The organism is Pseudomonas sp. ICMP 3272 (genome assembly GCF_001466905.1).
Classification (GTDB): domain Bacteria; phylum Pseudomonadota; class Gammaproteobacteria; order Pseudomonadales; family Pseudomonadaceae; genus Aquipseudomonas; species Aquipseudomonas amygdali.
Map to the genome: position 1 here is coordinate 71,598 of NZ_LKEK01000039.1, position 12,336 is coordinate 83,933.

The following is a 12,336-nucleotide window of genomic DNA, read 5'->3' on the forward strand; positions in this document are numbered from 1 at the left end:
TGCATGCCCCGGAGGTGCCGGAAAACAGGCCTGGAGCTGTCCGAGATGAGGTGCGCGATGCGCGCGTGGATGTGTGACGCAGAGCGTCACGAAATGCATTCCTACGCTGGAGCGTGAGGAACGATATTTTCGCAACTATCGTGCCCATGCTCCGCGTGGGTATGCAGGTCTGGACGCTCTGCGTCCAGGGGCACGATAGTCAGGCGAAGGTAGCGGTCAGGTCAGCTACCCGCTACGGTCATACGCTCGATCAGCACCGAGCCGGTACGGATGTTGCTGCGCAGTTCAAGATCGCTGCCAACGGCGACGATCTGCTTGAACATGTCACGCATGTTGCCGGCAATGGTCACTTCCTGAACCGGGAATTGTATTTCACCGTTCTCGACCCAGAAACCTGCTGCGCCCCGCGAATAGTCGCCGGTAACCATGTTCAGTCCGCTGCCCATCAATTCGGTCACCAGCAAGCCACGGCCCATACGTCGAATCAGCGCGGCCTGATCATCCGAACCATGGGTGACGAACAGGTTATGCACCCCTCCCGCATTGGCGGTGCTCGGCATGCCCAGCTTGCGGCCGGAATAAGTGCTCAGCACATAGGAAACCAGATCGCCACCTTCGACGAACGGCTTGGCAAACGTCGCCAGACCATCGCTGTCGAACGCCGAACTGCCCATTGCATGCTTCAGGTGCGGGCGCTCATCAATGGTCATCCACTCAGGGAACAGCCGCTGACCCAGGGCCCCCTCCAGAAATGACGATTTACGGTACAGGTTGCCACCGGAAATGGCACCGAGAAAGCTGCCGAACAGGCCACCTGCCAGTTCTGCGGCAAACAGCACCGGCACTTCACAAGTCGGCACAGGACGCGCGCCCAGACGGCTCGCCGCACGCAACGCAGCCTTGCGACCAATGCTCTGGGCATCGGCCAGCAACTCACCCTGACGATTGACGTCGTACCAGTAATCACGCTGCATCTGGCCTTCGCCCTCGGCGATCATCACGCAACTGAGGCTGTGCCGCGTTGATGCATAACCGCCGATGAAGCCGTTGCTGTTGCCATACACACGGCAGCCCTGATGGGTATTGAGCGTGGTGCCGTCGGCGTTCTTGATCCGGCTGTCGGCGTCGAAGGCCGCGGCTTCGCAGATCAGCGCTTTCTCGATGGCCTGCTCAGGCGTTATGTCCCAGGTGTGATAAAGGTCGAAATCCATGACCTCTTTGGCCATCAGCGCAGCATCAGCCAGCCCGGAGCTTTCGTCTTCGGAGGTGTGCTCGGCAATCGCCAGAGCGGCGGCGACGGTTTCACGAATGGCATCGGCACCCGTGGCCGAGGTGCTGGCAGAGCCTTTACGCTGCCCGACATACAGGGTGATACCGAAACCCTGATCGCGGTTGAACTCGACGGTTTCAACTTCACGCTGACGGACCGATGTCGACAGCCCCTGATCCACCGACACTGCGACTTCGCAGGCGCTGGCGCCCTGACGCCGGGCTTCGGCGATGATCTGCTCGACCTGTTCCTGCAGTTCGGGCAAGGCTTGCGGACCGACGCTTTGGGTTGCACTCATGACTTTCTCCATCAAATTCTTCTTTCAGCACAGGCCGAATACCGACCGGGCCGGACAAGCGGCCCACGACTGGTTATCATGGCGGCGTTTCTTTGCGGACTGCCCCCATGGTTGATTCTTACGACGACTCCCTCGACGGGGAGAAAAGCAAAACCCAGGTCAAACGAGAGCTGCATGCTCTGGTCGACCTCGGCGAGCGACTGACAACACTCAAAGCCGATGTGCTGGCCAAGCTGCCGCTGACCGAGGCTTTGCGCAAGGCCCTGGCCGAAGCGCCCAAGCACACGGCGAACATCGCGCGAAAGCGGCATATTCTGTTCATTGGCAAGCTGATGCGCGATCAGGACCAGGAAGCCATTCTGGTGTTGCTGGACCAACTCGATGCCTCCACTCGCCAATACAACGAACGTTTTCACAATCTGGAGCGCTGGCGTGATCGCCTGATCGCGGGTGATGACGCCGACCTCGAGAAATTCGTTGTCGAATACCCCGATGCCGACCGTCAGCAGCTGCGTTCGCTGATCCGTCAGGCGCAACACGAAGTTGCACGCAACAAACCGCCGGCCACCAGCCGCAAAATCTTCAAATACATCCGTGAGCTGGACGAACTTCAACGCGGTTTGCGTTGATTTCAACCGCGGGGCCGGCAGCAGCAAGCGGCCAGCCCCGACTCACCTTCAGCTACCCGTACCACCCACCGTGATTGCATCGATTTTCAGCGTCGGCTGGCCCACGCCGACCGGCAGCGACTGGCCGTCCTTCCCGCACGTCCCCACGCCGCTGTCCAGCGACAGGTCGTTGCCCACCATCGATACCCTGCTCATGGCTTCCGGCCCGTTACCGATCAAGGTCGCTCCTTTGACCGGCGCGGTGATCTTGCCGTCCTCGATCAAATAAGCCTCGCTGGTCGAAAACACGAATTTGCCGCTGGTGATATCCACCTGACCGCCACCCAGATTGGCGCAGTAAATACCGCGCTTCACCGAGGCGATGATTTCCTGCGGGTCGCTCTGCCCGCCCAGCATGTAGGTATTGGTCATACGTGGCATCGGCAGGTGAGCGTAGGACTCTCGACGACCGTTACCAGTGCGTGCGACACCCATCAAGCGGGCATTGAGTTTGTCCTGCATGTAGCCCTTGAGCACGCCATTCTCAATCAGTGTGGTGCACTCGGTTGGTGTGCCTTCGTCATCGACACTCAGCGAGCCGCGACGCCCTGCAAGGGTACCGTCGTCAACAATCGTGCAAAGTTTCGATGCAACCATCTCGCCCATGCGCCCGCTGTAGGCCGAGCTGCCCTTGCGGTTGAAGTCACCTTCAAGACCGTGGCCAACCGCCTCGTGCAGCAGCACGCCAGACCAGCCGGAACCCAGTACCACCGGCAATGTGCCTGCCGGAGCCGGAATCGCTTCCAGGTTGACCAGCGCCTGACGCAACGCTTCACGCGCGTAGCCCATGGCACGATCATCAGTCAGGAAATAACGGTAGTCCGTACGCCCGCCACCGCCATGCCCGCCCCGCTCGCGGCGGCCGTTCTGCTCGACAATGACACTGACGTTGAAGCGCACCAGCGGCCGCACATCGGCGGCCAGACTGCCATCGGCGGCGGCCACCAAAATGCGCTCCCAGACACCGGCCATGCTCACCGACACCTGCTGAATACGCGAGTCCAGCGCGCGCGTCGCGACGTCAATGCGTTTGAGCAGTTCGACCTTCTCGGCGCGGCTCAGTACTTCCAGGGGATTATCCGGGGCGTACAACTGGGCCACGTCCTGCGAGGTGAAGGCCTGCACCCGGCCATTCTGTCCAGCGCGGGAGATGGAGCGGGCAGCACGGGCAGCGGTGCGCAGCGCGTCTTCAGTGATCGCGTTGCTGTAAGCGAAACCGGTCTTTTCGCCCGACTGAGCGCGCACGCCCACGCCTTGATCGAGATTGAAACTGCCTTCCTTGACGATGCCGTCTTCGAGCGACCAGGACTCGGAGATCATGCCTTGGAAATACAGATCAGCCGCGTCGATACCCGGCCCGGCAAGCTCGCCGAGCACCGATTGCAGGCTGTCGAGGCTCAGGCCACCGGGTGCCAGAAGGTGTTCGCTGACTGAGGACAGATCACTCATATTCACTCCGAAGCAGGCCGCATGGCGTCCTGCGAAAAAAAGCGCCGGTGACTGGACACCGGCATCCGCGCCCGTATGGACGCCTGTTCTTCACTGTCGCGCTTGGCCAGCAGCACGGCTTCACCCTGTGCCTGCTCGGCCAGTACGCGGCCCCATGGATCAACGATGGCCGCGTGCCCGTAAGTCTCGCGAGGCCCCGGATGGACCCCGCCCTGTGCCGCCGCCAGCACGTAACACTGGGTTTCGATGGCGCGCGCCCGGATCAGAATGTCCCAGTGCGCAGCCCCCGTCACCGCAGTGAACGCTGACGGCGCGGTAATCAGTTCAGCACCGGCCTCCCGCAGCGCGGTGTACAGCTCGGGGAAGCGCAGGTCATAACAGACTGTCAGCCCCACGCGCCCTACGGGCGTATCGGCCACCACCACATTGTTTCCGTGAGCATAGTCATCGGATTCACGGTAGCGGCCCCGATTGTCAGCGACATCCACATCAAACAGGTGCAGCTTGTCATACCGGGCCACCTGCTCACCGTGTTCATCGATCAGCAGCGAACACGCCGTCACCTTGCCATCGGGTCGCTCATCCGGCGGCAGTGGCAAGGTTCCGGCAACAATCCATAACTTGAGGTCGCGAGCGGCCAGTTTCAACCATGGCAGGATCGGCCCTTGCCCATGAGCTTCGGCACGACCGATGGCGGCGACGTCACGCCGCCCCATCGCAACAAAGTTTTCGGGCAGCACCGCGAGCCGCGCGCCGCCTTCGGCTGCTTGCTCCAGCAACCGGCGAGCACTGGCCAGATTAGCCTGGACATCACTCTGGCTGACCATCTGAATCACAGCAAAGGACATGGCAACCCGCTCCTTGATGACCTGGCCACCACTGTACTCCATGAGGCGCTACTGGGGCTTTTCAAATGGCTTGTCGAAGGTGATCTTCGGTTCTTTCCAGGGCCCTTCGACCTTGTATTGCACGCTGGCGAAGCGGGCAACCCTGTCACCCAGCAACTTGTCGACCAGAAACAGCGCCCCGCCAATGGCGGGTGCACCGACAATCAGTGCCGCGATCGGCAGGTTGTTGGTCACCGGCAAGGTCACCAGCAGCTTCGCATCAACGCGGTCGCGGACCATGTCCAGCGTACCGTTGAGCTCCAGATTACTCGACGGCCCGGTCAAGGTAATCGGGTTGCGGGTCACATAAACACCGTCACTGGCGACCAGCAGCCCTTTGACCCGGTCGTAACTGAGCCCTTTGCCCAGCAGGTCGGAGAAGTCCAGGCGCAAGCGACGGCCGATGGAGTTGAAATTCAACAATCCAAACACCCGCAGCGCCTGAGCACCGCCTTCTACCTCGACAAACTGGCCTCTGTTCAACGTCGCATCCAGGCTGCCGGAATAGCGCTTGAGGCCCACCCAGGCAGGCGAACCTGGCCAGCGTCCGTCGACATTCATTTCGAAACTTTCACTGGTGACCGTCGGCGCGAAGTTCCAGGCCTTGAGCACGTCTGCCAGATTCTTGCCTGCCACACGCCCCTTGAACGAGCTGCTGCTGGACCCCGGAGTGCCCTCCCAGGCACCATCGCCCTCGAGCAAAATACCTTTGAGCCCCAGACTCAGGTCGGACATGCGCATACCGGTCGCCGTCGGGCGGGTTTTCAGCGACCAGGCACCCAGTAACTGGTCGCCCTGAAACAGCTGGGCAATCTTCACGTCCAGCGCCGGAATATTGTGCGGGTCGATATCCGCCAGAGGGTCAGGCGCGTTCTCGACCACCGCTGCATTCGGATCAGAGGCAGGCAGTCGCACGTAGAGCATGTTGATACCGATCGGCGCGGACTTCGCGTCGGGTAGCAAAGCAGTGCCCTTGGCCAGCGCACTGTCCAGCGACAAGGCCCAGGCCGCAGCATTGCGCTGCAATTGAACACGTACGTTATCCAGCGTGGTGCCCATCGCCGTCAGCTTGCCGATCTGCAGGTCGACGCTGTTGAGCAGTTGTTTTGCGCTGCCGCCCGGATCATTGCCGGTATATCGTCCAGCCAGCTCCTGCCAGGGCGCTACGTCCAGCTCAGACAATTCGCCACGAATCCGCAGCCCTTTGGCGTCCGGCACTATCGCCCCGCCGCGCCCGAGATAAAGCTCGCCGCGACCGTCGGCAAACTTGCCATTCGGTGCGGCAAAAGCAAAGTTGGCCTGATCGTTATACGCCGCGCCAAGCCTGCGCTCCGCGCCTTGCAGGGTCATGCGGAACTCGCTGGGACGCTCCTCCTCGGCAGTCTTGCCAAACGGTGCAGGCAGATCGATTGCCACGCCCTTGAGCGTGGAGTTGATCACCAGCGGGCTGTCCTTGCTGTCCAGAGTCAATTGCAGCTGATACGGCAAGTCACCCGACACCGGCAGCGGCTGGGTAACGCTCAGCCAGTCGGTCAGCCGCTTCACGGTAATCTGCCCGCTTGCCACAATGCGTGTCACGTTGTCGCCTGGCTTGCCTTCGGCGGAGATTTCTGCGGTCACGGGACGATCAAATGCCTGCGCCTTGATGCCCTTGCCGCTCAGCCCTCTGGCGCTGTCAAAGCGGAAATCGCCCTTGAGGCGAGTCAATTCCAGCACCGGGTCGACCAGCTTCAGGCGCGCATTGTCGGTACTGAAATCCACCACGACCTTTGGCTCGACGCCCTTGGCCAGCGGGATATCCAGCTTCAGCTTGCCATCCAGCGGACCTTCCCCGGTCCAACCGGCAAACGTGCTGGCCGTGCCGATGGGCGCTTGCTGGAGAATCTTCAGGCCATCAATCAGATTGCCGGAGAAACTGCCATCGACCAGCAGGTGGCTGTCCTGACCTGCAGGGACGTGGGGAATATTGACCAGCACGTTGCTTACTTTGGTATCAAGCAACTGCCCTTTGCTTGCCTTGACTCGCACGCCGCTGTTTTCGACGTAGACCTTGCCGTCGACCCCGGTCAACGAAGGCCAGCCCGGCTGGAAAGCCAGCGTTGCGTTGCTGACATCGAAAAACAGGCTGATGACGCGCGCGGTGTCGGGCGAACTCTTGTTCAGCGACCCTTGATACTGAAAGAAACCCTGCTTGACCGCACCACTCACCACGGCGGTGCGCAGCCAGTGATCAAGCTCAGGACTGAGGGCTGTAGGCAGGTACTTGCTGGTGTAACGACCATCGCCGTCGACCATGCCGACCCGCAGGTCCATGTAGTCTTCCTGCTCATGGCTGAGATGAATCCTGATCAGAAAGTCTGCCGCGATCTTGCCTTCGTCGCCGAGCACCTTGATATACGGCGCGATCAGGGTGAATGCCTGATCATCGAGCTTCCAGGTCAGACGGGCATTGGCCTTCTGGTAGCGCCAGGGCTTGGCGAAGATAGGGTCCAGATGAAGCATAAAGTCATGGGTGTCGAGCCGCAGTTCGCCCTGGCCCAGATCGCCGCTGATGGCACCGGTGACATTTCCGGCCGCCGGGGCCCCGCGATAGGCGTTGAACCCCACCTTGTCCAGATTGGCGGCAAAGCTCAGGCGCTTGTCGCCGGTTGCCTGTGGCCGGTAATCCAGCAATACGTTACGCAGCCCGCCCGTCACCTTGAGACCGTCGACCACTGCCATGGCTTTCTCCGGCAACGGCGCGAGGGAGTCGATCAGCGGCGTGAGCGGCGTCAGGTCCAGGCGATCGGCCTGCACATGCCAGAGTTCTTCGCTGTCGGGCGTCGCAGCGGTTTGCGTGAGTTGCAGGCGGCTTTCCCAGCGCTTGTCGCCCAGGCTCATCGCCAGTGAATCGAGGTTCAGGTCGAAACCTGTGTCAGTGCGCGCAAACCAGGCGTTGAGCGCGAGGTTGTCGGCAGTCGAGGGTTTGCGACCGGCATAAACGCCTTTGACATGCGGCGCATTAAGCCGCGCAGTCGCGCTTTGCACAGTGCCCTTGCCCCAGCTCATCCACAGCTCGCCACCGACCTGCAGCTTCGACAGTGTCCATTCCCGGGTGAGGCTTTTTGGCAACCACCTGGCCCAGTCGCTTTGCGGCAGGCTGGCGTAGAAATCTGCCTCGCCGTCCTTCCACTGACTGGCCTGGATACGTGAACGCACATTCAGGGCAAACGGCTGGCCATCCGGCAGCGTCAGGCGTGCATCAAGGCGCTGGTGATAACTGCCTGTGGCCAGACTGAGGTTTACATAGGTCAGGGTCAGCGGCGCGGCGTCAAACGGTTGCACAGTGACCTGGCTGTCGAGCAGCGACAAGTGCGAGACCATCTGCATCTGCTCAAGCACTTGCCCGGGGTCGAACGGGCTGTCGTTGCGCACTGGCAAGCCCTGTACCGACCAGTTGCCCTCCTTGTCCTGCCTGAGCATGAACTGCAGGCCGTCCACCTCGAGATGAGCAATACGCACTTGACGCGCCAGCAGGCTTTCCCAGAGGTCGGGAACAACCCTCACACGATCAAGACGCACAGCACTGGAACCTTCCCCGACCATGACGTCGTGAGCCAGAAATACCGGGGCAAACCGGCTCCAGCTGCCTTCCAGGCTACCAATACTCAACGGCATGCCCAGCGCGCTGCTGGCCCTGGTTTCCACATCGACACGGTATTCGGCAACCAGCGGCGCAAGCTGACGCCCGAGGCTTACGTACAACGCCGCGAGCACCAAAATCAGTGCGCACAGGCTCAGGCCCCAACGGGTCAGGGTTGCAACAAGACGAGGAAGACGTCCCATCTCAGGATGCCCTCCGCTGCGGGATGCAAGCAGCGGAATCAGCGAATCGATTCCGGCTCAGGTGTGCAGGTGCGTTCAGGTACAGGTTTTGCTCGTTTCCCACGCATCATTCTCGATCAAACGGCATACCTGCCAGAAACCCGAAGGGCACTTGTCATCATATTTCAAACGATCAGCACCCTCAGAGCAGCACCACGTCGTATTGTTCCTGCGAGTACATGGTTTCTACCTGAAAACGGATGGTCCGACCAATGAAGCTCTCCAGTTCAGCCACATTGCCCGACTCCTCGTCGAGCAAGCGGTCAACCACACGCTGGTTGGCCAGAACCCGATAACCCACCGCCTGGTAGGCTCTGGCTTCTCGCAGGATCTCGCGAAAGATTTCATAGCAAATGGTCTCGGGGGTTTTCAGCTTGCCCCGGCCCGCACAGCAATGGCACGGCTCGCAGAGCACTTGCTCAAGACTTTCACGGGTGCGCTTGCGGGTCATCTGCACCAGGCCAAGCTCGGTGATACCGATGATATTGGTCTTGGCGTGATCGCGCTCCAGCTGTTTCTCCAGCGTGCGTAACACCTGACGCTGGTGCTCACCGTCTTCCATGTCGATGAAATCGATAATGATGATGCCGCCCAGATTGCGCAGGCGCAGCTGCCGGGCAATGGCTGTCGCGGCTTCCAGGTTGGTCTTGAAGATGGTTTCTTCAAGGTTGCGATGCCCCACAAACGCGCCGGTATTGACGTCGATGGTGCTCATCGCCTCGGCCGGATCGACCACCAGATAACCACCGGACTTGAGCGGCACCTTGCGTTCGAGGGCTTTCTGGATTTCATCCTCGACCCCATAGAGGTCGAAGATCGGCCGTTCGCCCGGATAATGCTCCAGCCTGTCGGCAATTTCCGGCATCAGCTCGGCCACAAACTGGGTGGTCTTCTGAAAGGTTTCCCGCGAGTCGATGCGGATTTTCTCGATGCGCGGGCTGACCAGGTCACGCAAGGTACGCAGGGCCAGGCCCAGGTCCTCGTAAATCACTGTGGGTGGGCTGACGGTCTTGATCTGCTCGCCGATCTGATCCCAGAGCCTGCGCAGATAGCGGATATCCATGAGAATTTCATCAGCACCGGCACCTTCGGCGGCGGTGCGCAGAATGAAGCCTCCGGCCTCCTTGATACCTTCCAGGGCGACACAATCGCTGACAACTTTTTTCAGTCGTTCACGCTCGGCCTCGTCCTCGATTTTCAGGGAAATGCCTACATGCGCAGTGCGCGGCATGTACACCAGATACCGTGACGGAATGGAGAGCTGGGTAGTCAGCCGCGCGCCTTTGCTGCCGATGGGGTCCTTGGTGACCTGCACCACAAGGCTCTGGCCATCATGCACCAGCGACGCAATGCTCTCGACGGCAGGCCCTTCACGCATGGATATTTCCGATGCATGAATGAATGCCGCGCGGTCCAGACCGATGTCGATGAACGCCGCCTGCATGCCGGGAAGCACCCGCACTACCTTGCCTTTGTAGATATTGCCGACGATGCCGCGGCGTTGGGTACGCTCGACGTGCACCTCTTGCAGAACACCGTTTTCTACCACTGCCACCCGTGATTCCATCGGGGTGATGTTGATCAGGATCTCTTCACTCATGACTCGTCACCTTCCAGGCATTGCCAGCAGGGTATGCCGAAATGGCCAAGCAGTTCTGCGGTTTCACACAGAGGCAGACCAACCACCCCAGAATAGCTGCCTTGCAGGCCCTCGACGAAAATCGCCGCCAGCCCTTGAATGGCATAGCCTCCGGCCTTGTCAGCAGGCTCGCCACTGGCCCAGTAGGCTTGTGCCTCATGGGGTTGAATCGGGCGAAAGCGCACGCGACTGGTCACAATACGGGTTTCACTGCGATGCCGATCACTCAGCGCGACGGCGGTCATCACTTCGTGCTCGCGCCCGGACAGGGCCGTCAGCATGGCCAGAGCATCCGCCTCATCGGCCGGCTTGCCGAGAATGCGCCCATCAAGCACCACCGCCGTGTCAGCGCCCATCACGCAGGCCTGTTGTTCGGCCGCCAGCACAGACAGCCCGGCCTGGGCCTTGCCGAGCGCAAGACGCTCGACATAGGCAGCCGGGGTTTCGTGGTCGAAGGGAGTTTCGTCAATCTGAGCGTTCAGTACGGTAAAGGACACACCGATCTGAGTCAGAAGTTCGCGGCGGCGCGGCGAGCCAGAAGCCAGATAAAGCGAGGGCATAAGGACATCTCCGTGTCTGTTCGGGTGAGCGCCAGGGACGCAGCGGGGCGTCGCGCTCACCTTGCGCTTAATTGATTTTCAAACGTTTGCGCAATCCACGCAGGCCATAGCTGATCCAGGGCCACAACAGGGCACTGACCAGCGCGGGTAGAACCAGCGCCAGCGTAGGCTGACGGTTGCCGGTCAATGCACTCAGCCAGAGCTGCGCAAGCTGCGCCAGACCGAATACGACCAACAGCACCAGACATTGCTGCCACATGGGGAACATACGCAGACGCTGCTGCAGGGACATCACCAGAAACGTGATCAGGCTGAGGATCAGCGCATTCTGGCCAAGCAATGTGCCATACAGCACATCTTCCATCAGCCCCAGTATCCACGCAGTGGTCATACCGTATTTGTGCGGCAGCGCCAGAACCCAGAAGGTCAGCAACAGGGCCAGCCACAAGGGCCGGAAAATTTCCATGAATTGCGGCAGCGGCGAAACGCTCAGCAACAGACCGATCGCAAACGTCAGCCAGACCACCCAGCCATTGCGCCCGGAAACATGACTAACCATCGATAGGCTCCCGAGCAGTGGAAGGTCTTGAAGCAGGCGGCTGGGAAGCAGCAGGCCGGGCGGCAGGCCTTGACGGTGTCACAGGCGCTGCAGCCGGAGCAGGCGTTGTCGATTGCGCAGCAGGCTTGTGCGTTGCAGTGCTGCCCGGGAATACTGGACCAGTTGCTTGCGGCCACATCGGGAAAGCAGGTGTCGGCGGCGGCAGGGTCGCCATCACTGAAGGCTCGATACCCTTGTCGATGGATTCCTGCGCTTGCGCCGCGTCGGCAGCGCGCTCTTCCGGCGAACGGCCGTCCGAGAACACCAGCAGCAGATAACGGCTGCGATTCAATGCGGCGGTTGGCACGGCACGCACGATTGCGAACGGCTGCCCGGAGTCGTGGATCACTTCCTTGACCGTAGCCACCGGGTAGCCAGCCGGGAAGCGCTGCCCCAGGCCGGAACTGACCAGCAGATCACCCTCTTTGATGTCGGCAGTATCTGCCACATGCCGAAGCTCAAGCCGTTCCGGATTACCGGTGCCGCTGGCAATGGCACGCAGACCGTTGCGATTCACCTGCACCGGAATGCTGTGGGTCGTATCAGTCAGCAGCAGGACCCGCGAGGTGTACGGCATCAACTCGACAACCTGGCCCATCAGGCCGCGCGCATCGAGCACCGGCTGGCCCAGCACAACGCCGTCGCGCTCGCCCTTGTTGATGATGATGCGATGGGTAAAGGGGTTCGGGTCCATGCCAATCAACTCGGCGACCTCGACCTTTTCGTTGACCAGCGCAGAAGAGTTCAGCAACTCACGCAGACGAACGTTCTGCTCGGTCAGTGCCGCCAGCTTTTGCAGGCGACCTTGCAGCAGCAACGCTTCGGTCTTGAGTTTTTCGTTTTCGGCGATCAGCTCTGTACGGCTGCCGAACTGACTGGCAACGCCTTGATACAAACGTTGTGGCAGATCAACGATCCAATAGGATTGCATGAGCACCATCGACATCTGGCTGCGCACGGGCTTGAGGATCGTAAAGCGGGCGTCGACAACCATCAACGCAACCGACAGAACGGCCAGCACCAGCAGACGTACGCCCAGCGACGGGCCTTTTGCGAAAAGCGGTTTAATAGGCCGCTCCTCCGGGGCATGCGATCGTTGGATC

At 60.8% G+C, this 12,336-nt stretch carries 9 protein-coding genes; 1 reads left to right on the forward strand and 8 read right to left on the reverse strand.

Annotation, left to right across the window (positions count from 1 at the left end; translation table 11 throughout):
• Positions 1–221: 221 nt before the first annotated feature.
• A complete protein-coding gene (gene pmbA / locus AO068_RS06765) occupies positions 222–1,568 on the reverse strand; it encodes a metalloprotease PmbA (RefSeq protein WP_058400699.1) in 1,347 nt (448 codons plus the stop codon).
• Positions 1,569–1,675: 107 nt separating this feature from the next.
• Between pmbA and yjgA the strand changes: the two genes are divergently transcribed.
• Positions 1,676–2,197 (forward strand): ribosome biogenesis factor YjgA, encoded by a 522-nt coding sequence (yjgA, locus tag AO068_RS06770; RefSeq protein WP_058407956.1) that lies wholly within the window; start codon positions 1,676–1,678, stop codon positions 2,195–2,197.
• 48 nt (positions 2,198–2,245) lie between these two features.
• Here the strand turns inward: yjgA and tldD are convergent, their stop codons facing one another.
• From tldD to mreC, 7 genes are all read right to left on the reverse strand, one after another.
• Entirely contained in the window at positions 2,246–3,685 is a 1,440-nt protein-coding gene (gene tldD, locus AO068_RS06775; RefSeq protein ID WP_002555101.1) for a metalloprotease TldD, read from the reverse strand.
• Positions 3,686–3,687: 2 nt separating this feature from the next.
• Positions 3,688–4,533, reverse strand: a complete 846-nt coding sequence (locus AO068_RS06780; RefSeq protein ID WP_058400697.1) for a carbon-nitrogen hydrolase family protein — start codon at positions 4,531–4,533, stop codon at positions 3,688–3,690.
• 48 nt (positions 4,534–4,581) lie between these two features.
• Positions 4,582–8,397 (reverse strand): YhdP family protein, encoded by a 3,816-nt coding sequence (locus tag AO068_RS06785; protein WP_058407957.1) that lies wholly within the window; start codon positions 8,395–8,397, stop codon positions 4,582–4,584.
• Positions 8,398–8,578: 181 nt separating this feature from the next.
• A complete protein-coding gene (gene rng / locus AO068_RS06790) occupies positions 8,579–10,036 on the reverse strand; it encodes a ribonuclease G (RefSeq protein ID WP_004666200.1) in 1,458 nt (485 codons plus the stop codon).
• On the reverse strand, positions 10,033–10,635 hold the full coding sequence (locus AO068_RS06795; protein ID WP_002555105.1) for a Maf family protein: 603 nt from the start codon (positions 10,633–10,635) through the stop codon (positions 10,033–10,035). The genes rng and AO068_RS06795 overlap by 4 nt, the downstream gene beginning before the upstream one ends.
• Before the next feature lie 67 nt (positions 10,636–10,702).
• Positions 10,703–11,194, reverse strand: a complete 492-nt coding sequence (mreD, locus tag AO068_RS06800) for a rod shape-determining protein MreD (protein WP_003364106.1) — start codon at positions 11,192–11,194, stop codon at positions 10,703–10,705.
• Positions 11,187–12,254, reverse strand: a complete 1,068-nt coding sequence (gene mreC / locus AO068_RS06805; RefSeq protein WP_058407958.1) for a rod shape-determining protein MreC — start codon at positions 12,252–12,254, stop codon at positions 11,187–11,189. The genes mreD and mreC overlap by 8 nt, the downstream gene beginning before the upstream one ends.
• Positions 12,255–12,336 lie beyond the last annotated feature (82 nt).

Excerpts from the sequence above, each read along its gene's own strand:
- pmbA (WP_058400699.1), bottom strand. The coding sequence starts at position 1,568 with ATGAGTGCAACCCAAAGCGTCGGTCCGCAAGCCTTGCCCGAACTGCAG.
- yjgA (WP_058407956.1), top strand. The coding sequence starts at position 1,676 with ATGGTTGATTCTTACGACGACTCCCTCGACGGGGAGAAAAGCAAAACC.
- tldD (WP_002555101.1), bottom strand. The coding sequence starts at position 3,685 with ATGAGTGATCTGTCCTCAGTCAGCGAACACCTTCTGGCACCCGGTGGC.
- AO068_RS06780 (WP_058400697.1), bottom strand. The coding sequence starts at position 4,533 with ATGTCCTTTGCTGTGATTCAGATGGTCAGCCAGAGTGATGTCCAGGCT.
- AO068_RS06785 (WP_058407957.1), bottom strand. The coding sequence starts at position 8,397 with ATGGGACGTCTTCCTCGTCTTGTTGCAACCCTGACCCGTTGGGGCCTG.
- rng (WP_004666200.1), bottom strand. The coding sequence starts at position 10,036 with ATGAGTGAAGAGATCCTGATCAACATCACCCCGATGGAATCACGGGTG.
- AO068_RS06795 (WP_002555105.1), bottom strand. The coding sequence starts at position 10,635 with ATGCCCTCGCTTTATCTGGCTTCTGGCTCGCCGCGCCGCCGCGAACTT.
- mreD (WP_003364106.1), bottom strand. The coding sequence starts at position 11,194 with ATGGTTAGTCATGTTTCCGGGCGCAATGGCTGGGTGGTCTGGCTGACG.